The organism is Formosa haliotis (genome assembly GCF_001685485.1).
GTDB lineage: Bacteria > Bacteroidota > Bacteroidia > Flavobacteriales > Flavobacteriaceae > Formosa > Formosa haliotis.
In genome coordinates this window covers 2,741,558-2,765,921 of the sequence record NZ_BDEL01000001.1, presented here as the reverse complement: position 1 = coordinate 2,765,921, position 24,364 = coordinate 2,741,558, and the positions used below count along the sequence as shown (strand labels likewise).

The following is a 24,364-nucleotide window of genomic DNA, read 5'->3' as shown; positions in this document are numbered from 1 at the left end:
TAATTAATCAATGTATAGAAGTGGTAAGTAGGCCAACAACCAATTTGAAGATTTAAAATGACGTAATTAGAGTTTATAAATCACTTTAAAAAGTAACATCCTAGGCAGCACGTAGATTTTGGTGTCGCTAATTAAATAATTAGAAAAATAATTTTGCTGATTAAATGTGGTATTGAATATATTTCTAGCCGCTATTTCGAAACCCCAAGGACTATGTTCTTTCTGATAAAACAGAGAAGCATTGGCATTATCGAAGGTATTATAAACATCTTCATCTTTATTCTGAAACGTGTCTAATTCGTAATCGAATTTAAATATAAAAGCTTTTAAGAAATCATATTCTAGAGCCGTAAAAAGGGCATCTCTATTAAACGTTGTATGTCTGCCTATGGCCTAATACAAACTTATATTTTTTGAATACCCCACTTCTATATTGGGCCAGGATGTAAAATGTGTGCTCAAACTAGCTTTAGCCATAATCGTTCTAGAACTGTTTTTATTGATTTCGGCATTTAGCAACTGATAAAAATTACTATAATTAAAATGACCAACTAATTTAAACTGCAGTCGCTTTATACGTTTAGCGATGTTTCCGTAAACATTCCAACTATCTTCTGGCCTATCAAAAAGTATGGTGGTATTCACACTTTCTAAACCCTCTAACTGCGTTACATTTTTAAATTGTTTTTCTTTCTTATTATACGATGCAGATACATAATAATTTAGTCCTTTTATAACACTAAACTTTAAAAACGTTAAACCAACCCTATGGTATAACTCATGACCTAAATGGTCGTTTCCTTTAAAGACGCTATTAAAATTGGTTAACACATACCGACTAGCCAATTGTTCTACATTTGGAAATTGAGCATTTAAACTGTAATCTAACTCTAAACTACTCCCATTGCTAAATTTAATTTCGGTATTAAATTGAGGTAGGAGCACATTAGTACGTCGTGTTGTTGCTTGCTTATATTGACTTGTATTCCAGTAATAAAAATGATAAAAAACTCCAGGTTTAAAGGTGGCTTTTCCTAACTGAAACTTATGCTCCAACCCAATAAAATTATCGATAAACTGATAGGTAAAATCGTTTCCAAATCCGGAAGTTTGAAAATCATTTAGCCCTCCGTTACTTAACAATTGACTATCGTTAGTATATAAATCGTTAAACGCTAACTGACTCCCTAAGGTGGTATAAATATGATTGTTTTTATTTAGAACCCAATAATCTTTTACAACTGCATTAGCCGTGTGAATATTCATCTTTTTAGTCTGAAGAATATTATAAACAGAATCTGTTTGTAACGGAATTAACCCTTGTAAAATTTCTTCATCTGTACGCCACTCTGTAAGTGGTTTATCGTTTTGAAAACTGTAGTCTGCTTCTAAAGTTGCAGTATGACTGCTAGATAGTTTTCTGGTATAACGTAGATCTAAATTAAGATGCACTTGATCTAAACTTGACTCCGATCTAATTGTATTACTATCATAAATACTATTCGTATTAATTTGTCCTGTATTAGAACTATGTGCCAATTTAAACAAGCTTGAAAGCGCCAAATCTTCCTGAGAACTAGGGTCGTAATCTAAGGTGATTTTACCAAGGGTAGAAAATGTTTGCAACTGATTTGTGTTGACGCGATATTCTGTAAAAGGCGTGTCATTATCTAAATACGCATTGGTTGTATTTCTTTCGGTTTCTGAAGTCGCATTATTTACAATAACATAAGCCGTAAGATCTGTTACCGAACTTAAGGAACGCCTTACATTTAGAGCACCAAATTGATTGGTATGCGCTTTATAGTCTTCGTTTTTCAAATATCTAGAAAAGGCATCATTAGAAAGTTTACTGTAACTACCAGATTGCTTTTTTAATTTAGAATACCCGCCTTCAAAATCGATATAATCTCTAAACGTAAAACTTTTAACTCCAGTATTATTTAAATCGCCAATAAAGTTAAATGTAGACTCTGGACTGTAATAAAACAAGGTAGGATGCACCACATAGCGATCTTTTATTCCACCTCCTGCCTCGAGATCTCCAAACCAAAATTGTTTTTTATCTGCTTTCAATTTAATGTTCATCGCCAAAACTTCACTATTCTGTAAATTTTTAAGCATAGCAACATCGGTATAATTATCTAATAAATCTACACGAGCTATGGCATCGGCGGGTATATTATTAACCGCTAACTTGCTGTTGCCAGTAAAAAAGGTTTTATCTTCTACAAGTACTTTAGACACCCGTTTACCATTGGCCGTAACATTGCCATCGCGATCTACTTCTACTCCTGGTAATTTTTTTAAAACATCACGTAATTTACGTTCTTCCCCTGTTACGAAGGTATCAATTCTATAGCTTATAGTATCGCTTTTTATAGATATTGGAGGTGTATAGGCGATATCTACTTGATCTAACTGACTGGTTTGAACTGGCATGCTAAAGTCTCGTACATATTTTACATCTACCGTTGTTACTTGAGCATATTGAGGAACATGCCCCAAATGGCTTACTGTAATAGAGTACGTTATACCTCGATCTAAATCTATCTTATAAAAACCCGTTTTATCTGTAATAGAAAACCTAACCTTACTAGAACTGGAGTCTGGCACCGCCAAGATATTGGCATACTCTAAAGGAATTTGTAAACTATCTTTTACCGTACCACTTAAAGTACTTTGTTGTGCCATAGCCGTAGCTATAGTAAAAAAAAGAAGAAAACTAAATAGGTAGGTTTTGTAGGTTATCAAGGAGCTAAGGGAAATTTAAAAACATTAAAACTTGGCCCGATTAGCTCGTAATGCTTCTCTGGTTATTGGCTTACCTTCAGACAACCTATTTATAGGTTTATCTACATTAAATTTTATAATGGTTGCATAATACGCTCTAGGGCCTACACTTGCTTCTAGAATTAAACCAGGTAAATCTCTAAAACTCTTAGGCCCAAAGGACACGGCTATTTCTGGTGTAAACCATACCGAAATGTCCGGCGAAGTTTCACTGTAACCTAAAGCAACTTTCCCTGTGGTTAGATTCGCTTTATAGCAAGTATATTCCCCTATCTTCTTAGTTTCAGTTGTAATATCCCATTCCACGGTTTAATCTGTATTGCTTATAAGTAATAAGCCATCTCCAGAACTCATAAAATTTTCTAACCATACTTTTTCATTTAAATTCCTATAATATTTAGTGGCTTTTTCCCGATTATACAATACAATGAGATCGTTATCTCCACCTTCAGACTCCATACCAACTTCTAAAGGGTTTAACCAAAAAAGTGACTCCTCGTTATTAAACAAGAGTGTATAGTTAAACGCATCGTAACCCGAACGAGCTTCTGCAATGGTATTTAATTCTGATTTAGAATATTTATCGGTCATTCTTTCGGATAGATTAGCGAAGTTTAAAACCGTTTTATACGTGACTTCGGTAACCGGATTTTGGGCTACTAGAGCTGTGAAACAAAAGGATAAAATAAAAGTGCTTATGTTTTTTTTCATGATTAACAGCAGAAGCCTATATTAAAGAATTCACTTACAATTCTATAAAAATAGAAAACTTATAATAATTATTAGAATTTAAAAAACTCAGAATCATGTAGTTCGTCGAAAACATGAAATTTTTCAATTTTCAATTACGGAAAAACCGTAATTCATGGAAGAATTAAGAAATATTGCAAGTTTTTAAAGTAGTAATGAGCTGATTGGAGAACACTAAAAAACGCACTCAAATGTGAACCTGAACCAAATTCAAGCTCACGAGCAATTCATGAAAAGATAAAACTAAAAACTCTGAGACTAAAATCTAAAAATCTAAATCACTAGGCACATCTTCTTTTGGTGTACCATCTTCGGTTTCTATCTCTTCAGAACAGTCAACACGAATCGTTAATTCTTCTGGAGCTTTAAAATCTGCTGTCGAAATATTTAATTCTTCATCGGCATAACAACTCTTCATATACATCCCCCAAATAGGAAGCGCCATAGACGCTCCTTGACCATAAGTAATGGTTTTAAAATGCGTAGCACGATCTTCGGCTCCAACCCAAACTCCCGTTACAAGATTAGGTACCATACCCATAAACCAACCATCACTTTGGTTTTGCGTTGTTCCCGTTTTTCCAGCAATCGGATTTTTAAATTCGTATGGATAGCCAGTAATAATTTCACGATATTCTGCACGCCACTTTTCGTAACCTTGCGTTCTTAAACGTGTTCCCGATCCGCCTTCTGTAACCCCTTCTAAAAGTTTTACGGTTACATAGGCCACCTCTTCACTTAAAACATCTTTAGTTTTTGGAGTAAACTGGTATAAAATAGTATTGTTTTTATCTTCTATACTCGTAACCATCACGGGTTCTGTATACACACCTTGATTGGCAAATGTGGCATAGGCTGCAACCATTTCGAACACACTTAAATCTACGGTTCCGAGTGCGATAGAAGGCACTTCTGGAATTTGTGTAGTTACACCTAATTTATGCGCCATTTCTATAACATGCGCTGGCCCAACCTTATCCATTAAACGCGCCGTAATCGTGTTTACAGAATTGGCTAAGGCATTTTTAAGCGTTCTTGAACCTCCATAAGTGTCGCCAGAATTACTAGGACACCAATCTTTTAAATTCCCCCAACGTCCTTTTTCTATACAGTACGGTACGTCTGGAAACTCATCGCAAGGCGATAAATGTAACTGGTCTATAGCCGTAGCATACACAAATGGTTTAAAGGTAGAACCGACCTGACGTTTTCCTTGTTTTACGTGATCGTATTGAAAATGCCTGTAGTTCATTCCTCCTACCCATGCTTTAACATGACCTGTTTCGGGATCCATAGACATCATACCTGGATGTAAAAACTTCTTGTAATACCGCATAGAATCCATAGGTGTCATTATGGTATCGATCTCGCCTTTCCAAGAAAAAATACTCATTGGAATTGGCTTCTTAAACGATTTTACAATTTCTTCATTCGATTTTTTAAGATCGTATTTCATTTTTCTCCAACGCTCAGATTGACGCATAGAACGATTCATAAGGCCATCTATTTCGGCTTGTTCTAATCCTAAAAATGGAGTTGTTGGATTTCTTTCTAGTGTGTTTTGATGATCGAATTCTGCCTGTAATTTTATCATGTGTCGTTGCACAGCTTCTTCGGCATAATTTTGCATACGCGAATCGATTGTTGTATACACCTTTAATCCATCGCTGTACAAATTGTATTTCGTGCCATCTGCTTTTGGATTTTTATCTATCCAATCTTTCATAAACCTCTTTAAATACTCTCTAAAGTAAGTTGCAATTCCTTCACGGTGCGATTCTGGAGTGTAGTTTAATGCTAAATCTGTTCGTTGTACAGAGTCTTTAACTCGCTCTGTAATATAACCGTACTTTTGCATTTGTGCCAAGACCACATTTCTACGGTTTTTTACACCCTCAGGATTCGTTCTTGGGTTATAAAGAGCAGAGTTTTTAAACATCCCCACAAGCATAGCAGATTCCTGCAAATCTAACTCGTTAGGTTGTTTACCAAAATAGATGCTGGCCGCGCTTTTAATTCCATCGGCATTATTTAAAAAATCGTAAATATTAAAATACTGCGCTATAATTTCTTCTTTAGTGTATTGACGCTCTAAACGAATGGCAATAATCCATTCTTTTACTTTTTGCCCAATACGCTCAACAATATTTTTAGATCCTTCTCCATGAAATAATTGTTTCGCCAATTGTTGCGAAATGGTGCTAGCACCACCACCTTTACCCATTTTTACAATGGCTCTTAAGGTTCCACGCCCATCAATACCCGAATGCTCGTAAAAACGCGCATCTTCGGTTGCTATTAAGGCATCGACTAAATTTTTAGGCAAATCTTCATACCCCACAGGAGTACGGTTATCGTTAAAATAAAATTTACCCAAAGTTTTACCATCAGAAGAAATAATTTCGGTAGCTAAATTTGTTTTAGGATTTTCTAAAATGGTATGATCTGGTAAATCACCAAATAATGAAGCTGATAAAAACAGCAAAACAACTGCAAGAACGCCTGCAAAGAAAAGTCCCCAAAACCATAAGATAAACTTAGAATAGCTTCGGGCTTTAACGGGTTGTTTCTTTTTTGCCATAGTATTAATGTGTTGATGGTTTTTCTATTCTGAAGCCAACATCGGTAATGCCATCAAGGTTAATTACGCCATTTACCTTGCCGTTTTCCCTCATGGCTTGCTGTATGTTAACGGTATAATTACCAGATTCATTTAATATGAACCCTTCTTTATACCACAATTTATTTTCTTTGATACTACTAAACCCTTCGCCTAAAAATTCGCCATTAGGTTTCGCCATTTTATATTCTAAAGTATCGGTTAAAGTCTTTCCGTGTGGAAATTCTAAGTCGACAATGACAAATAAATTACTGTATTTGTACTCGCTATTATTCCTGATGTTTACGAATAAATTATACGTATTTGTGGTGTCTGGAACTGTAAAGTTAAACTGAACAACATCCTGATTATTCCAAGCCCCGGGTACAGTTTTATACGCATCGAACACCTGATTAGAATCGCACGATGACACAACAAATAGCAAGCTTAATAAAAATAAAATCGCACTACTCCTTTGCATTGGTGTTCGGGTTTGGTTTTTGATTTGAACGCTGCGTGTTCTGTTTATTTTGTGGTTTTCTTTTATTTCTATTTCGACTTGGTCTGCTTTTTGGCTTAGCTTCTCCGGCATTATCCTTTGCATTCGGATTGGGTTTAGCCTTAGGATTTGCATTAGCATTCGCGTTTCTATTTGGAGTTCTTTTTTTTGCAGGCTGTCTTTTCTGAGCCGGCTTTCTCGCCTCTTGTACTCCAGCTTCTGCTTTAGGTTTATTGTTTTTATTATTTCTATTGTTTCGTCTACGTTTAGGTTTTGTTGGGGTATCAAAACGTGTTAAACTATCTTGACCTACAACGTTCTCGAACTCTACTTTATTATCTACTAACAATTCTACCGCATACTCTTCTAAACTTGCAACGGCTTCATTTTTCTTGTTTAAAGCAATAATTTCTCGGGCATGCTCTGTAGTAATTTTATGCCAGTTCATCCACTCACCTTCGTAAGCATACCACATATGACCTTTAAAAATATCGGTCTTTTGGCAAACGGCAATCCCCTTCTCTGTTTTTAACTTGATCTCTGTTTTAGGGAAGTCTTTAAGCGCATCTAAATAAGTGTCTAACTCGTAGTTTAAACAGCATTTTAGTTTACCACATTGTCCTGCTAATTTTTGCGGATTTAGTGATAATTGCTGATAACGTGCTGCAGAAGTGCTTACCGATCTAAAATCTGTTAACCAGGTAGAACAACACAACTCACGACCACAAGACCCAATACCTCCTAAACGTGAAGCTTCCTGACGGAAACCTACTTGTTTCATTTCAATACGCGTTCTAAATTCGCGCGCAAAAACTTTAATTAACTCTCTAAAATCTACGCGTTCTTCTGCTGTGTAGTAAAAGGTTGCTTTACTTGCATCGCCCTGATATTCGATATCGGAAATCTTCATTTGAAGTTTTAAATCGATAGCAAACTGGCGTGCTCTAACCTTCATAGGTTCTTCCTTGTCGCGTGCATCGGACCAGATATCTATATCGCGCTGCGATGCTTTTCTATATATTTTTAAAACCTCCCCGTCTTGAGGGATTTTTTTACGTTTCATTTGTACTCTTACTAATTCTCCAGTAAGCGTTACCATACCAATATCATGACCATTTGCAGCTTGTGTCGCTACAATATCGCCTATGCTCAGGGTTAATTTTTCGGTATTTTTATAATATTCTTTTCGCCCGTTTTTAAAACGAACTTCTACCCAATTAAAGGGTGCTTCGCCATTAGGAAGCGTCATATTGGCTAACCAATCGAATACGGTTAGTTTGTTACAACTATCTGTTCCGCATGTTCCATTACTTTTGCAACCCTTAGGCTGGCCATCTTTTCCTGTTGAACAACTTTCACAAGCCATAAATTATGTATATATAGATTCTGATAATCAACGATTAACAGAAGACGATTAGTAAAACTATGTTTCAATTATTGAACCATATTCCTGTAAAGAGAAGCCTTATGGCTTAACTTACTTTGGATTGTAAAGATATGATTATTCTAAAGACTTGAAAAAAAGAAATTTTAATTCAATTCTACTTCGTAATTTAAACGATTTGATAACGATTTCAGCTCTTCTTCTGACTTAAACGCATTAGAAAACAAAGTATTGCTTCAGCCAATTTCTTTTGAATAGTCGTTAAAACTTTGGGTTTTCCACTGAAAATCATTTTTCCAAAATTTATCTGGAGAAACATAACAGAACGTATAGTCGAAAATTAAACTCGACGTATTCCCTTCTCCTTGTTTCGGAATAGCATTTGGTGCTAACAAAGTAATATTATGAGCCACACAAGATTTACGAATATCTTGGATTAAAACTTTATAATCGTCACGAATTGCATCCAAATCGAAATCGTTATATTCTGTATTTCCAATTTTCTGAATGGGTCTAATTTGAAGCATATCGAAACTATCGCCATTAAAATGTTTGAAAAAATCTTTAAGCTCGTAAAAATTATCTTTGTTGAAGGTATAATTAATTCGCACTTTAAAATTGTATGTCGCCTTTAGTTTTGCAAAAATCTGAAACACATTTTGAAACTTTTCGTAGCTCGCCTTTTTCATGAAATTTTCGTAAGACGTTCGTGTTACGCCATGTAATGAAATAGTAAACTCATTAAGTCCTGCTTCTAAAAGTGCTATTATTTTTTCTTCGGTTAACAGATTTGCATTGGTTGTTATAGAAATATAGGGCACATTATACGCTTAACCTAATTCTACAATTTTAACTAAATCTTTATATAACGTTGGTTCTGTACCACAACCTATTTGAAGCTTTAACGCCCGATTAAAAATAGTTTTCGCTACTTGATTAATCTCGTCCTCTTTAAACTGCCCTTTTAAAGTTTTTACATAATCTTTATCTGTAAAATAACACATCTTACAGCGTAAATTACAGGCCATAACAGGATCTAAATTTACCGCTAAATAACGCTTATTAAACGTATGCAACACATAAAGCGCTAGAAACTTAATTCTATGACTTTTAATTTTTCTATTAAGTTGTAACAGTTTATAAACGTTCATATAAATTAATTATTTTTAACACTAATAATGTTTACCGGGCAGGCTTTTGCTGCATTTTCACACGGCTCTAAAATAGCGTAATCGTTACTTTTTAAAGTAAAAAAACCTTTTTTATCTTGACCGTGAAGTAGCACCGTTTTTCCGTCTTTTTTAGACATCTGGAATTGTTGCGGTGCCATTTCTACACAATAATTACAACCGATACATTTATTGCGTTGTAGCGTGATTATAACCATTAGGCTTCTACTTTATTTTCAACAATTTTATACAATTTATCCGATGGTCGTACTCTAAATTTTAACGGAATGGTTAAAGTATCCCCTTTGGTTGCTTTATCGGATTTTATATCGTTCACCATAAATTCTTCTACTTCCATTTCTTGAGCACCGGTAGTTGGACCTGTAATTAAAATGGTATCTCCTACTGCGACATCGAAAGCTTCAATTTTGAATTCTCCAATTTGTGATTTCGGATAAAAATGTGTTCCTTTTCCTATGTACACTTTCTTTTGCGTAGCGTGCGATCCAGATCCGTTACTCCATTCTCCAAGTTTCTGACCCAAATAATAGCCACTCCAAAATCCGCGATTATATACTTTTTCTAACTCCTGCATCCAAGTAATAACCTTTGCTTTATCGTAAGTGCCATCGGCAACACTATCTATCGCATCGCGGTAACATTTTATAACTTTAGCAACATATTCTGGTGCTCTCCCGCGGCCTTCAATTTTTAGAACTTTTATTCCGGCATCGACAATTTCATCTAAAAAATCGATAGTACATAAATCTTTAGGCGACATAATGTACTCGTTATCGAGTTCCATTTCGAATCCTGTTTCTTGATCTACAACCGTATATTTTTTTCTGCAATTTTGCTTACAAGCTCCACGATTGGCGGACGAATTATAAGCGTGTAAACTCATATAACACTTACCAGAAACCGCCATACAAAGGGCACCGTGACCGAAAATTTCAATTTCAACCAAATTGCCATTAGGCCCTTTAATTTGTTCTTTCTCTATAGCATCGGTAATTTTCTTAACCTGACGCAAACTCAACTCTCGGCTTAGCACCATAGTATCGGCAAACAAGGCATAAAACTTAACCGTTTCTATATTGGTAACATTAACTTGGGTAGAAATATGAACTTCCATATCCAATTCTCTAGCCATAGCAATAACAGCTTGATCCATAGCAATAACTGCTGTAATTTTAGTGGCTTTAGCTTGTTTTATAAGGGTTTTTACAATCGATAAATCGTGATCGTAAATAATGGTATTTAAAGTTAAATAGGTTCTAACATTCTTGGCTTCGCAACGTCTAGCTATTTCTGGTAAATCGTCTATAGTAAAATTTACCGTTGCACGGGCTCTCATATTAAGTTGTTCTACACCAAAATACACAGAGTTTGCACCATTGTCTAATGCAGCCTGTAGCGATTCAAAATTTCCCGCAGGGGCCATTAATTCTATATGTTGCATGACGTTAAAGTTTAGAAGAATTAGTATTTAAGGTTTCAAAAATATTTCGAAGATCTTTTTTATAAGGTAAATGATCTGCACGTCCTTTTTTAAAGATATCGTTACTGTTACCTTGTCCTTTTCGTAATGCTTTTTGTTCCTCGTAAGGTAAACTGTAAATTTCTTTACAGTTTGTCGAGCAGCATCCGTCCATTTCGGCTTTACACTTTTCGCACTGAATAAAAAGTAAGTGGCAAGCATCATTTGCACAGTTAACATGCGTATCTGCAGGCTCTCCGCATTGATGGCAGCAGGCAATAACATCGTCTGTTATACGCTCTGATCTACGTTCATCGAACACAAAATTTTTCCCTATAAATTTATTCTCTAGTTTATTCTCGTTTATTTGCCTTGTGTATTCAATAATACCGCCTTCTAACTGAAATACATTTTTAAAGCCTTTATGCTTAAAATAAGCACTTGCTTTTTCGCATCGAATACCGCCAGTACAATACATTACTAGTTTTTTATCATCTTTAAAATCTTTTAAATCGTCTTCTATTATAGGTAACGACTCTCTAAAAGTGTCAACATCTGGGCGGATGGCATTTTTAAAATGCCCAATTTCACTCTCGTAATGATTTCTCATATCTACAAGAATGGTGTTTTCATCTTCTATTAACTGATTGAATTGATCGGCATCTACGTGCACACCTTTATTGGTAACATCGAACGTATCATCGTTTAAACCATCGGCAACAATTTTATCGCGAACTTTAATTTTCAACTTTAAAAACGACATATTATCTTGCTCTACGGCAATATTTAATCGGATGTCTTTTAAAAATGAAATGGTATCTAAATGCGTCTTGAATTCGTTAAAACGATCTGCGGGTAAGGATAATTGCCCATTTATACCTTCGTGAGCCACGTAAATACGGCCAAGAACGTCTAAAGCATTCCAAGCTATGAATAATTGGTCTCTAAATGTTTGAGGATTTTCAATTTTAGCGTACTGATAGAATGACAGTGTTAATCGATCTTTTCCTGCTTTTTCGATTAGCTCTGCCCGTTCTTTAGCACTTAATTTATTGTACAGTTGCATGCTATACTAATGTTTTAAGGTTAAAAAATAGTTTTGCAAAGGTACAGTTTTTAGATAAAACACCTGATTATTAACAAAAAAAAGCACTTTGCTATATGCAGAGTGCTTTTAATAGACTAACTCGGTTATTTAATTTTTTAAGGCGTTAAATTTTAAAAAATTATAATCGAGCTAACCACCGTCTGTTTTACAATTACTATTTAATAGTATAATAACTGTTGCTCCAGACGTTTCGTTTAATAAAGTTTGTTTCAAATATTTCATTAATACAAAACGTTTAAAAAATGGCATTTATATTACGATCTATAGAAATAGATTGTAATATTAGAAGCCAAAATTCTGCTTTCTTTCTTAGTAGATGTAAAAAGAATAAAAAGGTTGCGTGATAAAATCATAAGATGAACAAAGAATTTTAGTAATTTAGCGGCTCTTATTTTCAGTTAAAAAACACAATTCGATGAGCAAGGATAAAGAAGCAAAATTAAAGGCACTACAACTCACTTTAGATAAATTAGACAAGACTTACGGTAAAGGAACCGTAATGAAAATGAGCGATAAAGCTGTGGTAGACATAGAATCGATACCAAGTGGCTCGTTAGGTTTAGATTTAGCTTTAGGTATTGGCGGATACCCAAAGGGACGAGTAATAGAAATATACGGACCAGAATCTTCTGGTAAAACAACATTAACATTACACGCTATTGCAGAGGCCCAAAAAGCAGGAGGTATAGCTGCATTTATTGATGCAGAGCACGCCTTCGATAGATTTTATGCCGCTAAATTAGGAGTAGATATCGATAATTTAATTATATCGCAACCAGACCATGGAGAGCAAGCTTTAGAGATTGCAGAAAACCTAGTACGTTCTGGAGCTATAGATATTGTTGTAGTGGACTCGGTAGCAGCCCTAACTCCAAAAAGTGAAATTGAAGGGGAAATGGGAGATTCTAAAATGGGATTACACGCCCGTTTAATGTCTCAAGCACTTCGTAAACTTACAGGTACTATTAGCAAAACAAATTGTACCATGTTTTTTATTAACCAATTACGTGAAAAAATTGGCGTTATGTTTGGTAACCCAGAAACAACAACTGGAGGAAATGCTTTAAAATTTTACGCTTCTGTTCGTTTAGACATTCGTCGTTCTACCCAAATTAAAGATTCTAATGGCGATGTAATGGGTAATAAAACCAAAGTAAAAGTGGTTAAAAACAAAGTGGCACCACCATTTAAAACAGCAGAATTTGATATTATGTATGGCGAAGGAATTTCTAAAGTTGGTGAAATTTTAGATTTAGCTGTAGAACTTGATATTATAAAGAAAAGCGGTTCTTGGTTTAGCTATGAAGACACTAAACTTGGTCAAGGTCGCGATGCTGTAAAACTAGTTATTAAAGACAATCCTGAATTGTTTGAAGAACTTGAAGTTAAAATTAAAGACGCTATTAAAGCCATGAAAGAATAAATGTAATTTATTTTACTGTATTAATTTCGATATAAAACAATAAAATACAGTACATTACATCATACACAACAAAAAAATCCCGATATATTTCGGGATTTTTTTGTTTTTACACGCAACCTTTTTAAAACATCTGCATCTAAAAAGAAAACAACTATTATAACACATGAAAAAATTAATTTTATTATTTGTTGCTGTACTAACCTTAGTTTCTTGCCATGAAAATGATTCAGAAAGTTATACTTACGAATTTTTACCAACAGAAGAAGTTACTATTCCTGAAGAGGAAATGATAATAGGTGAAACTTACCTAATTAGTATGGATTACGTTTTACCAACCACATGCGACAGTTACGACAGACTTTTCTACGAAAAAAGTAAACTAAGAGAAGTGGTAGACGGCGAAACCATAATTACAGAAATTAGAACATTGGCTATTGTTGCAAGAACAGTAGTAACATCAGACTCAGAATGCGATGACATAAATGAAGAGGCGCAAACAAACATAGAATTTACACCAATTGTTGCAGGACCATATATATTTAAATTCTGGGTTGGCCGAGACGAAGACGGGAAAGATGTTTTTGAAGAATACCCTGTACAAGTGTCAGAAAAAAATTAATAATTAAACTAAAAAAAACAAAATCATGAAAAAATTACTTTTACTATTTGTGGCAGTTTTAACCTTAGCGTCATGTGATTTAGATGATGATAACAACAAATTTTCTTACGAATTTTTACCTGTAGAAGAAGCTGTAGTCCCTGAAGATATGGTTGTAGGAGAGGTTTATGAAATTACTATGGAGTATATGAAACCAAATGCTTGCTACACGTTTGATACACTTTATTACGATAGAAGCAAAGAAACAGAAAATGTAGATGATGAGGATATTACAACAGAAGTAAGAACTGTTGCGGTAATTACAAGAAAAGCATATACAACAGATTCAGAATGTGGAGAAATAGACGATATGTCGAACGTATCTTTTGATTTTGCTCCACGAACATCAGGCCCATATCTTTTTAAATTCTGGAATGGTGAAGATGAAGATGGAGAAGACACCTTTTTAGAATACCCTGTAGTTATAGCAGAAAAATAAATAACTAAACTTTATAACCAAAATTAAACAATTATTATCATGAAAAAATTACTTTTATTATGTGTTGCAGTATTAACTTTAGCATCTTGCGATGATAACGAAGATTTCACCCCTACACAATACGAATTTTTGCCAACCGAGTCGGCAATAGTTCCAGAAACAATGGAGCTGGGTGAAGCTTACGATATTAGTTTAGAATACATTAAACCCTCAGATTGTTATCATTTCGCCGATTTATATTTTGATGAAAGCACCAAAGATATTGAAGACGAAGACGGCAACTTGGTTAAAACTACCATTTTAACAGTAGCTGTAGTTAATTCAGTAGATATAGAAAGTGAATGTATAGATAACGAAAATGAAGAGCTTTCTGAAGCTGGATTTGCATATACTCCTATAACCGAAGGAGCACATATTATTAGATTCTGGGTAGCGAGTGGAAGCGATGACACGACAGATGAAGATGATATCTTTTTAGAATATGAAACCATGGTTGCAAAAGACTTAGAATAATTACAAACAAAACGAAACCCTTTTGAGTTTAGAACAACTCATACATAAATGTAAACGGAACAACTTAAAAGCACAAAGTCAGTTATACACGCTATTTGCTAGCAAACTGTATTCTATATGCTTAAAGTATTCTCGTAATACTGCAGAAGCCCAAGATAATCTGCAAGATGCCTTTTTGACTATATTTAGCAAAATATCGCAATATAATAACAAAGGTTCTTTTGAAGGTTGGCTAAAGCGTATTACCATAAACACCGCCTTACAACGCTATCGTGAAAAAGGGATTTTTGACATTATTAATGAAGATATTATTGATGATACCATAGAAGTTAACGACCATGAAGATATCTCGTTAGATTATCTTTTAGGACTAATTCAAACACTACCTAACAGATATCGGCTGGTCTTTAACCTCTATGTACTTGATGGCTATTCGCACAAAGACATTGCAGATATGTTAGACATAACTGTAGGGACATCAAAATCGAATTTAGCACGAGCTAGAATAATCCTTCAGGATAAAATAGAAAAAGACAATACAACATTTGAATCACATTCTGTTTAATGAGTGATAAAAAAAACATAGACCGTTTATTTCAAGAACGCTTAAAGGATCTTGATGTAACACCAAACCCAGAAGTTTGGGGTGCTATAGAGGCGAAATTAAAAGCGCAACAAAAACAAAAACGCGTTATTCCTATTTGGTGGCGTGCTTCTGGTGTGGCAGCGCTTTTACTATTGTTTCTAGCCTTAGGTAATTTTGTTTTTAATACAAAATCACCTTCCAACACTCCAGGTATAATTGTAGATACTCCAATTGTAAGTCCGTCGAATACCGAGTCTACAATCGTCTCTAATACAGATGATGATAAAATTGATTCTGAAACACGAAATACTACAGAAACACAATCTGTTGAAAGCCATAAAAAAACAGGTTCAACTCAAATTGCAAATCAGTCTAAAAAAGAAACACCTTCTAAAACACAAGGTACACAGCCTACGTATACAACAAATACGTCAACAATAGCTTCAAACACAAACTCTAAAGGAATACCTTCAGAAGAAAAAACAACAAATAACATTATTGCAGAACAGGTTGCAACAGATAAAATCGAGCAAAGCACTGCTTCTCATCCTATAATTAATGACTCTGAAGTTATTAATAAGACATCACAAATTGCATCAAATGAAAACACAACTCCATCAGAAACCTTAACTAGTGGTTCTATAATGGATACTTTGAGTATAGAAGCCGCCATTGCAGCAACTAAAGTGACACCTAAAGTGGATCCAAAATCGAATAAATGGGATATTCACCCTAATATTGCACCTGTTTACTACAGTAGTATTGGAAACGGTTCGCATATAGATGATCAGTTTGCAAATAACACTAAATCTGGAGAGATTAATACCAGTTATGGCGTTGGTGTGGGTTATGCTATCAATAATAAATTAAAAATTAGATCGGGCGTAAACAACCTAAAATTAAGTTTTAATACAAACGATGTACTTTTATTTGAAAATACAGGAGGAAACTCAAGAAGTTCCCCACAATTACAGCATATTGCTACCACGGCACAATCTCAAAACCTAACCTTAATTAGTGCCAATAAAGCGGTAGAAATAGAAAATAGTTCACTTTTAAGAACAAGCGAAAATAGCGCTATAAACCAAAACATAAGCTATTTTGAAGTCCCATTAGAGCTTGAATATGTCCTTTTAAACAAACGTTTCGGCATTAATTTAATTGGTGGATTTAGCACTTTTATTTAGAAGACAACAGCCTTTTTTCTGAAGGACAATCTAACCGAACTTACTTAGGAGAGGCAACAAATATTAACGATGTAAGCTTTAGTACGAATTTAGGAATTGGATTTGATTACAATTTTTCGAAACGTTTTAATTTAAATTTAGAGCCTACTTTTAAATATCAACTAAACGCATTTAACAACACTTCTGGAAACTTTAAACCTTATATTATTGGGGTTTACACAGGATTCAGTTATAAATTTTAGGTTGGTTAATAACTATTTTATTTTTTAAAATAGTAGAATGGGAATTACCTCGCCATAGGTATTTCCCATTTTTTTTTGAAGTCTTGTAATTGATTTAAAATAACAGTTCGAGATTCAATTTTTAAGTTTTTTAAATCTTTAAGCGTGAGTCCTTCTGTTAAAAGAAATTTATGCATATAAACCCTCATTTTACCAGGGCTTCCACTAAAAAATCAAATGAAAACCGCTCCCTGTTATCGGCAAACGTAATGGGTACAATAGGAATTTGATGATTAATCGCCAAACGAAAAGCACCATCTTTAAACTGATCCAATAGTATATTTTCATCATCCGAAACACCACCTTCGGGAAAAATGCAAATACTCAACCCCGATTGTAATCGTTTTTCTGCACGTTCAAACACGGCATGTCGGCTTTTTAAGCTATCTCTGTCTACTAAAATGCATGTGCGTTTATAGAAAAATCCGAATAACGGAATTTTAGCCAACTCCTTTTTACCTACAAAAACAAACGGATTTTTAACAGTCACCAACATTAACATGATGTCGGTCATAGACGTGTGATTGGCAATAAACATATAGCTTTTACCTTTTTCGGGTTTTTCTTCGCGCTTAATCGTCCAGCGAAACCCCATACCTATTAAAATGAATTTAGCCCAAATCCTTGCTAGTTTAAAAAAGAAGGGATACCAAGATTCCTTTAAAATAGAAATTAGCAATACAGGCAAAAGTAATAGAATAGGGAAAGCGACCAAAATGTAGAACCACACTCTGTAAAACACCCAAAAGATATATTTAAATACGTTCATGCTTGCCAAAAATACATAAATGTACCGAGCTATTTTAGTAAAAAAAGTACCTTTGTCTTTCAATCAGTATAATTATCATGGCAAGAATTTTAACAGGAGTTCAAAGTACAGGAACACCACATTTAGGAAACATTTTAGGAGCAATCCTTCCCGCAATACAAATGTCGAAAGAAGAGGTAAACGAATCGTATTTATTTATTGCAGACATGCACTCTTTAACCCAAATTAAAGATGCCGAAACACTTAGGCATAATACATATAGTGTTGCAGCAACTTGGTTGGCCTTTGGTTTAGATATTAATAAAGTCGTGTTTTACAGACAAAGCGATATACCACAAACCACCGAGTTAAGCTGGTATTTAAGCTGTTTCTTTCCGTATCAACGTTTAACTCTAGCACATAGTTTTAAAGATAAAGCCGACCGATTAGAAGATGTAAACGCTGGTTTGTTTACATATCCTATGCTAATGGCCGCAGATATTTTATTATACGATGCCGAAATTATTCCAGTAGGAAAAGATCAATTACAACATATAGAAATGACTCGTGATGTTGCGTCTCGTTTTCATGCTAAAATGGGCGGAGAAACCTTCGTACTTCCGGTAGGTAAAATACAAGAAGATGGCTTGCTTATTCCTGGAACAGACGGTTCTAAAATGAGTAAGAGTAACGATAATTTTATAAATATTTTCTTAGACGATAAAAAATTGCGTAAACAGGTTATGAGTATTCAAACCGATAGCACGCCCTTAGAAGATCCTAAAGACTGGAGTAGTTGTAATTGTTTTGCAATCTACAGTTTATTAGCTACAGATGCTCAGAAGGCCGAAATGAAAGCAAATTACGAAAAAGGAAATTATGGGTACGGACATGCAAAACAAGCTTTGTTTGAACTTATCGTTGAAAAATTTGCTACAGAACGGGAGCGTTTTAGCTATTTTATGAATAACCTCGACGAGATAGATCGCGCCTTAGCCGTAGGAGCAGAAAAAGCAAGACTAGTTGCAAATAACACCTTAAGTAGAGTTCGAGAAAAAGTAGGATATTAATTCCTACACAATAATCAGCTTCTACTTTTAGTTTTATTATTAACCTCCCCTAACTATGCTTAAGTATAAACCTATAATATTTATTATCCTTTTTGTGAATATTCTTATTGGATATTCACAAGAAGGGTTAAAATTTTCTGTAAATAATCAATTATATCTTAAAGGAAACTCAGCCTTAATAGGCAATAATATTGTAAGTAAAGATTCTAAAAAACCTTTTGACGATCACACAATTTTTAACGATAAAATAAAAATGGAGTACATAGATGTCGATGATGATAAATCGACATTTAGCTCTAGTCAAGCCGTTTTAACTCTTCCAGAAAACACCAAAAAAATTGCTTATGCCGCATTGTACTGGAGTGCTATTTATAAATACGACAAAGGGGTTACGCGAACTCTAAACGATCAAATTATTTATAAAGGTAACGACAAACGGTCTCAAGACGTCAATAAAATTCTTTTTAAAACACCACAAGGCGCATATACCGAACTAAAAGGTTTAAAGGTTTACGACAGCTATCAAAACTCCTCGTTTAACGATTCTAAACCCTACGTGTGCTATTATGATGTTACCGAAATACTACAAAAAACACCCGTAGTAAACGGAAATTATACTGTTGCAAATATTAGAGCAACCGAAGGCTATGTTTCTGGCGGATGTTCTGGTGGCTGGTTACTTTATGTGGTTTATGAAAATCCCGACGATAAACCCAAATATTTCACTACGTACAATGGTTTTTTAGAAGTCGACAAAAAAACGGTAGACATTACCTTTGCTAATTTTAAAACCAATGAAAAAGGCGATATAAAAACATCTTTATCTATAGGCGCTTTAGAAGGGGATCAAAAATTTAAAACCGATGTTTGTAACGTTTACGACAAACATTTAAACACCTTTGTCCCGCTATTTAACAACTTAAGAGCCAAGGATAATTTTTTTAACAGCACCATTACTCTTGATGATTTATACTTCAAAGATCGGACACCTAATAGCACGAATACTTTAGGGTTCGATTTATTGAAGATGAACATCCCAAACCAAAATAACAATATACTCTCTAATAACAGTTCAGAATTAACCATTCAATTTAAAACCAAAGCAGATCGTTTTTATTTGTTTTTTGTCGCTTTTGAAACCGAAATCAGTCCGATTTATTTAGAGAACAAAAATGAGGATTACTATATGACTGTCGATATTGACACCTATGCCCTACCACAAGATGAAGATTTAGTAAAGATTAAAAATTTAAAATCGATTGCTATTCCTAATCTAGAACCAGGTTATTATTTAGTGACCAATGTCTTCTCTGTTGAAAAAAATGCTAAAAACTGGAAAACATTTCTTCAAGAAAAAGGCCATAAACCAAAGTCTTATAAAAACCCTGCTAACAATTGGGACTACATTTATTTAGAAATGAGCCAAGACCCTAATGTGGTGTATTTAAAGCAACGCGAATTAATGCGATTAGATTATTTTGAAGACATCTGGGTATTAAAAATAAATATGTAAACAGCTTAAATTAATTCGAATAATTTACCTGGCAAAGGCCTAATTACGCCTTTTAATTCCATGTTCAACAACACACTAGCTGTTTTAAAAATAGGCAAATTACACCCTATAGCGATACTGTCTAACAATTGCTTGTCTGTCGATTTTAAAAAATTATAAATCATTGTTTCTTCATCGTCTAGTTCGACAAACAGTTGTTTTTGAATCACCTTTTGTTCGCTTTCTAACTCCCAATTTAACATATAAGCTACATCTAAGGGAGAAGTAATTAAATGGGCCTTTTGCTGTTTAATAAGATTATTACAGCCCACACTTAAACTATCTGTAGGTCTGCCCGGAACAGCAAACACATCCCTATTATAAGAATTCGCTATATCTGCCGTCACTAGACTTCCGCCCCGTTCTGCCGACTCTACCACTATAGTCGTCGAGCTTAATCCGGCAATAATACGATTTCGTCTTAAAAAGTTATTTCTATCAAAATGCGAAGAACTCCAAAAATCGGTAAGGAAGCCGCCGTGTTTTTCAACCTCAGCGACATATTTTTTATGCACTTTCGGATATATTTGATTTAGCCCATGCGCCAAACACCCGATGGTTTGTAAACCATGTTTTATGGCTGCTTTATGGGCCGTAATATCTGTGCCATAAGCAAATCCAGAAACAATTACAGGGTTAAACGGTTTTAAAGTTTCAATAAGCTTTTCGCAAAATGCAATACCACTAGTTGTAATTTTTCGAGTACCTACAACACTAATAATTCGTTGCTCTTTTAGGTCTACAGCACCTGACTGAAATAATAAAATAGGGCCATCTATACAGTGTTTTAGTTTTTCTGGGTAATTAGCATCTTCAAAATACAAGCAACTAATACCATTGGCTTTTATAAACTCGAGCTCTATCGCTGCCGCCTTTAAATGCGAATCTAATTTAAGGTCGTGTAAACGGACTGCACCTATGCCATCTATTTTAGCCAACTTATGCTTTTTCTCTTTAAACACAGCTTCAGCAGAGCCACAATGTGCTATTAATTTTTTAGCTCCAACATCGCCAATATTCGATACGTGTTGCAAAGCTAAAACATATAAAATGTCATCTTCACTCATAATTACTTAAAACCTTAATTCATCTAAAAACTTAAGATTTGGAATGTTTTTTCTGAAATTAATCAATTGATTTTTAATACACAAGAAACTAATTACTTTGCTGTTAATAAAAAGTGAAGTCGGCTCTTTGTACGGATAAAAAATTGATTAACTTTGTTATTATGCAATTAGAAACTTACATAAGCGACTTACTATATAGATACGAGTGTGTTATCGTTCCAGAATTTGGAGCGTTTTTAACACAACGGGTGTCTGCTAAGATTAATGCAGACAGTAATACATTTTTTCCGCCTAAAAAAGCCATTTCATTTAATGAGCAAATTCAGCAAAACGATGGTCTTTTAGCGCATTATATTGCCGATGTTGAAAAAATTCCTTTTGAAATTGCCTTAGAGAAAATTAAGAAGCGTGTTGCTTCTATGAAATCTCAATTGGTAGAAAAGGAAAACATTTCATTAGATAACATAGGTGCATTAGCTTTAAATTCTGAAGGAAAAATCACGTTCGAACCTTCAAATCATTTAAACTATTTAACAGATGCTTTTGGTTTAAACCAAGTGGTTTCACCGGCTATCATGCGCGAAGAATTAAAGCGTGAAGTAGAATCTATAGAAAAAGTAATTCCGTTAACCATTACACCAGAGCGTCGTAAATCTAGACCATATTTACGTTATGCTGCTATTGCTGTTGTAGCCTTAGGTATTAGCGGATTTTTGGGATCTAAATATTATGTAAATCAAATCGAAAATCATAATCAAATTGCCCAAGAAACTGCAAACACACAGTTAGAACACAAAATACAGGAAGCAACATTTGTTATTGAGAATCCGCTACCGGCAGTAAGTTTAACAGTGACCAAACCTGTTGGAAATTATCATATCATTGCGGGCGCATTTCGAGTAGAAGAAAATTGCGACAAAATTATAGCAAACTTAAAAGCCGAAGGTTTTAATGCTAGAAAAATTGGCGTAAACAAATACGGATTACACCAAGTGGTTTACGATAGTTACGAGAACAGAAAAGAGGCCTTAAAAGCTTTACATGATATTCGTAGAAATAATAATTCTGATGCTTGGTTATTGGTAAAAAACTTAGAGTAAAACACAATATTCACACGATATAAAGCGCTTATAAGATTATCTTATAGCGCTTTTTTTATTTCTGAAAAACAATTTTAAAATTTGGAAGTCATCCATCACTTTGTACCTTTGACACCAAATAGCAAACTATGACACCTAAAACGGCAGAAGCTACTAAAACCACGTTAACAGACCTTGTATTACCAAGCGAAACCAACCCTTTAAACAATTTATTTGGAGGCGAATTATTAGCACGTATGGATCGTGCAGCCAGTATTGCAGCACGTCGCCACTCCAGACGTATAGTTGTTACTGCTTCTGTTAATCATGTGGCATTTAACCGAGCCATTCCTTTAGGTAGTGTTGTAACTGTAGAAGCGAAAGTATCTAGAGCTTTTAAGAGCTCTATGGAGGTTTATATAGATGTTTGGACAGAAGATCGTGAATCTGGGCTTAAAACAAAAGCTAATGAAGCCATATACACTTTTGTCGCTGTTGAAGAAACTGGACGCCCTGTTCCTGTTCCCCAAATTATTCCTGAAACCGATCTTGAAAAAGAACGTTACGAAGCCGCTTTAAGACGCAAACAATTAAGTCTGGTTTTAGCCGGAAAAATGAAACCTCACGAGGCTACAGAATTAAGAGCATTATTTTTAAAAGAGAAAGAATAAAACTTTTTTGTAAGTTTTTATTTTTCGTTGTCTATATTATTGCTTAAAATCTATTTTATAACCTAACAAGAAGTTCATTAGGTTTTAAAACAGTTACATTTTATACAGCCACAACGACGGGTCTTGAGTCGTACTTTCTTTAAATATACTAAAGCTTAATGTTGTATCTCCAGATGCCGTATTGGTAAAAACTTGACCAATAGCTTGGTTAGTAGTAACCTTATCGCCTTTCTTTACATATACTTTTTCTAAATTTTTATATGCTGTAAAGTAATTACCATGCTGAATTAAAACGGTAGGATTTCCTTTTTTCTGAACAATAATAGCATACACTTGCCCATTAAAAACGGCACGTACCTCTGCACCAGGACTTGTAGCAATACGTACACCATTACTATGTATCGTGGCTGTTTTTACAATAGGATGTGGCTGATTTCCGTAACGCAGTTTAACGACTCCTTTTTGCACTGGCCAAGGCAGTTTCCCTTTATTAGCCACAAAACTTGCTGCTAAATTTTTCGCCTCGGGAGTTAAAGTAAAACCACTACTTGATTTTGCATTTTTACCAGCCTTTTTATTTGATGCGGCAATAGCCTCGCGAATTAATTTTTCAATTTCACGATCAATTCTATCGGCCTCTTGTTGTTTTTGTTTTATTTGAGCCGAATAGGTTTTTAAATCCTTTTGTATAGAAGCCATTAAAGAACGCTGTTGTTTGCGCTCCAATTCTAACTGAGCCTGAGCAACTGCATTTTCTTTAATTAATTTCTGCTTATCCTCCTTCTGTTTTAATAACTGCGTATTTGCTACTTTTAAATCTTCGGTTTTTTGCTTTATGGATTCACCTTGTTCTTTTTGGTAGTTTGTATACTGTTTAATGTATTGCAAACGCTTATAAGCTTGTTTAAAGTTGGTAGACGATAATAAAAACATCACTCTACTTTGCTCGCTCCTACTCTTATAAGAGTGTACAATCATCTCGGCATAATCGGCTTTTAAAGTTTCTAAATCATCTCGTAGTTGCGAAATTTTACGCTGATTTACCCCTATCTCCCGAGTTAATAAATTGGCTTGTTGATTGGTAACTTTAATTAAATTACTACGCACATTAATTTTATGATTAATATCTTCAATTAATGATAATTGCGACTTCTCTTTCGATTTATTTTTGAACAACATACTGTTAATCTGCTCAATTTCTTTTCGCAATTCTTGTCGGCGATTTTCCAACTCCTGTTGCTTTTTACTTTGAGAAAATACAGTAACGCTGCTTAATACGCAGAGAAAAATAAGTATGAATTTATATGG

Annotated in this window: 23 protein-coding genes and 1 pseudogene; 10 read left to right on the top strand and 14 right to left on the bottom strand. The window is 34.5% G+C overall.

Features of this window, described 5'->3' with window-relative positions:
- Nucleotides 1-393: 393 nt before the first annotated feature.
- The 11 genes from A9D35_RS11420 to trhO form a co-directional block, all read right to left on the bottom strand.
- Nucleotides 394-2,694 carry a TonB-dependent receptor gene (locus A9D35_RS11420; RefSeq protein WP_141675522.1) on the bottom strand — a complete coding sequence of 767 codons (2,301 nt, stop codon included), beginning with the start codon at nucleotides 2,692-2,694 and terminating at the stop codon, nucleotides 394-396.
- Nucleotides 2,695-2,778: 84 nt separating this feature from the next.
- Complete coding sequence (locus A9D35_RS11415) at nucleotides 2,779-3,099, bottom strand: GLPGLI family protein (protein ID WP_066223148.1); 321 nt, start codon at nucleotides 3,097-3,099, stop codon at nucleotides 2,779-2,781.
- A gap of 3 nt (nucleotides 3,100-3,102) precedes the next feature.
- The gene (locus A9D35_RS11410) at nucleotides 3,103-3,504 is read right to left on the bottom strand and encodes a hypothetical protein (protein WP_066223146.1); all 402 of its coding nucleotides are present in this window, start codon (nucleotides 3,502-3,504) and stop codon (nucleotides 3,103-3,105) included.
- A gap of 304 nt (nucleotides 3,505-3,808) precedes the next feature.
- The gene (locus A9D35_RS11405) at nucleotides 3,809-6,124 is read right to left on the bottom strand and encodes a penicillin-binding protein 1A (protein ID WP_066223145.1); all 2,316 of its coding nucleotides are present in this window, start codon (nucleotides 6,122-6,124) and stop codon (nucleotides 3,809-3,811) included.
- A 4-nt stretch (nucleotides 6,125-6,128) separates the two neighbouring features.
- Nucleotides 6,129-6,623 (bottom strand): gliding motility lipoprotein GldH, encoded by a 495-nt coding sequence (locus A9D35_RS11400; RefSeq protein WP_066223143.1) that lies wholly within the window; start codon nucleotides 6,621-6,623, stop codon nucleotides 6,129-6,131.
- A complete protein-coding gene (locus tag A9D35_RS11395) occupies nucleotides 6,610-8,007 on the bottom strand; it encodes a PSP1 domain-containing protein (RefSeq protein WP_066223141.1) in 1,398 nt (465 codons plus the stop codon). Before A9D35_RS11395 ends, A9D35_RS11400 begins: the two co-directional genes overlap by 14 nt.
- 254 nt (nucleotides 8,008-8,261) lie before the next feature.
- Nucleotides 8,262-8,846 (bottom strand): hypothetical protein, encoded by a 585-nt coding sequence (locus A9D35_RS19245; RefSeq protein ID WP_235817891.1) that lies wholly within the window; start codon nucleotides 8,844-8,846, stop codon nucleotides 8,262-8,264.
- A 9-nt stretch (nucleotides 8,847-8,855) separates the two neighbouring features.
- Nucleotides 8,856-9,176, bottom strand: a complete 321-nt coding sequence (locus A9D35_RS19240; protein WP_235817890.1) for a hypothetical protein — start codon at nucleotides 9,174-9,176, stop codon at nucleotides 8,856-8,858.
- A 5-nt stretch (nucleotides 9,177-9,181) separates the two neighbouring features.
- A complete protein-coding gene (locus tag A9D35_RS11385; protein WP_066223138.1) occupies nucleotides 9,182-9,412 on the bottom strand; it encodes a ferredoxin in 231 nt (76 codons plus the stop codon).
- Nucleotides 9,412-10,656, bottom strand: coding sequence for a peptidase U32 family protein (locus A9D35_RS11380; RefSeq protein ID WP_066223136.1), 1,245 nt, complete (start codon nucleotides 10,654-10,656; stop codon nucleotides 9,412-9,414). The genes A9D35_RS11385 and A9D35_RS11380 overlap by 1 nt, the downstream gene beginning before the upstream one ends.
- 4 nt (nucleotides 10,657-10,660) lie before the next feature.
- Nucleotides 10,661-11,740 (bottom strand): oxygen-dependent tRNA uridine(34) hydroxylase TrhO, encoded by a 1,080-nt coding sequence (gene trhO / locus A9D35_RS11375; RefSeq protein WP_066223134.1) that lies wholly within the window; start codon nucleotides 11,738-11,740, stop codon nucleotides 10,661-10,663.
- 457 nt (nucleotides 11,741-12,197) lie between these two features.
- Between trhO and recA the strand changes: the two genes are divergently transcribed.
- From recA to A9D35_RS11345, 6 genes are all read left to right on the top strand, one after another.
- Complete coding sequence (recA, locus tag A9D35_RS11370; protein ID WP_066223132.1) at nucleotides 12,198-13,205, top strand: recombinase RecA; 1,008 nt, start codon at nucleotides 12,198-12,200, stop codon at nucleotides 13,203-13,205.
- Nucleotides 13,206-13,368: 163 nt separating this feature from the next.
- A complete protein-coding gene (locus tag A9D35_RS11365; RefSeq protein WP_066223130.1) occupies nucleotides 13,369-13,824 on the top strand; it encodes a hypothetical protein in 456 nt (151 codons plus the stop codon).
- Between the two features lie 25 nt (nucleotides 13,825-13,849).
- The gene (locus A9D35_RS11360; protein WP_066223128.1) at nucleotides 13,850-14,302 is read left to right on the top strand and encodes a membrane lipoprotein lipid attachment site-containing protein; all 453 of its coding nucleotides are present in this window, start codon (nucleotides 13,850-13,852) and stop codon (nucleotides 14,300-14,302) included.
- Between the two features lie 39 nt (nucleotides 14,303-14,341).
- Nucleotides 14,342-14,815: a hypothetical protein gene (locus A9D35_RS11355; RefSeq protein WP_066223126.1), complete on the top strand. Its 474-nt coding sequence runs from the start codon at nucleotides 14,342-14,344 to the stop codon at nucleotides 14,813-14,815.
- 22 nt (nucleotides 14,816-14,837) lie between these two features.
- Entirely contained in the window at nucleotides 14,838-15,380 is a 543-nt protein-coding gene (locus A9D35_RS11350; protein ID WP_066223124.1) for an RNA polymerase sigma factor, read from the top strand.
- Nucleotides 15,380-16,588 carry a hypothetical protein gene (locus tag A9D35_RS11345; protein WP_066223122.1) on the top strand — a complete coding sequence of 403 codons (1,209 nt, stop codon included), beginning with the start codon at nucleotides 15,380-15,382 and terminating at the stop codon, nucleotides 16,586-16,588. The genes A9D35_RS11350 and A9D35_RS11345 overlap by 1 nt, the downstream gene beginning before the upstream one ends.
- Nucleotides 16,589-16,874: 286 nt before the next feature.
- Here A9D35_RS11345 and A9D35_RS11340 read toward each other — a convergent pair.
- Nucleotides 16,875-17,638, bottom strand: a pseudogene (locus tag A9D35_RS11340) (lysophospholipid acyltransferase family protein).
- 77 nt (nucleotides 17,639-17,715) lie between these two features.
- Between A9D35_RS11340 and trpS the strand changes: the two are divergent.
- Both trpS and A9D35_RS11330 read left to right on the top strand, forming a co-directional pair.
- A complete protein-coding gene (gene trpS, locus A9D35_RS11335) occupies nucleotides 17,716-18,687 on the top strand; it encodes a tryptophan--tRNA ligase (protein WP_066223120.1) in 972 nt (323 codons plus the stop codon).
- 55 nt (nucleotides 18,688-18,742) lie between these two features.
- Entirely contained in the window at nucleotides 18,743-20,200 is a 1,458-nt protein-coding gene (locus A9D35_RS11330) for a hypothetical protein (protein ID WP_066223118.1), read from the top strand.
- A 5-nt stretch (nucleotides 20,201-20,205) separates the two neighbouring features.
- Here the strand turns inward: A9D35_RS11330 and dprA are convergent, their stop codons facing one another.
- Nucleotides 20,206-21,306, bottom strand: coding sequence for a DNA-processing protein DprA (dprA, locus tag A9D35_RS11325; protein ID WP_066223116.1), 1,101 nt, complete (start codon nucleotides 21,304-21,306; stop codon nucleotides 20,206-20,208).
- Between the two features lie 161 nt (nucleotides 21,307-21,467).
- Here dprA and A9D35_RS11320 point away from each other — a divergent pair, with 161 nt between their 5' ends.
- Together A9D35_RS11320 and A9D35_RS11315 are read left to right on the top strand one after the other, a co-directional pair.
- The gene (locus A9D35_RS11320; protein WP_066223114.1) at nucleotides 21,468-22,406 is read left to right on the top strand and encodes an HU domain-containing protein; all 939 of its coding nucleotides are present in this window, start codon (nucleotides 21,468-21,470) and stop codon (nucleotides 22,404-22,406) included.
- A 128-nt stretch (nucleotides 22,407-22,534) separates the two neighbouring features.
- Entirely contained in the window at nucleotides 22,535-23,056 is a 522-nt protein-coding gene (locus tag A9D35_RS11315; RefSeq protein WP_066223111.1) for an acyl-CoA thioesterase, read from the top strand.
- A gap of 93 nt (nucleotides 23,057-23,149) precedes the next feature.
- On the opposite strand, the gene A9D35_RS11310 is transcribed toward A9D35_RS11315, so the two are convergent.
- Entirely contained in the window at nucleotides 23,150-24,286 is a 1,137-nt protein-coding gene (locus tag A9D35_RS11310) for a murein hydrolase activator EnvC family protein (RefSeq protein WP_369692167.1), read from the bottom strand.
- Between the last annotated feature and the right edge of the window lie 78 nt (nucleotides 24,287-24,364).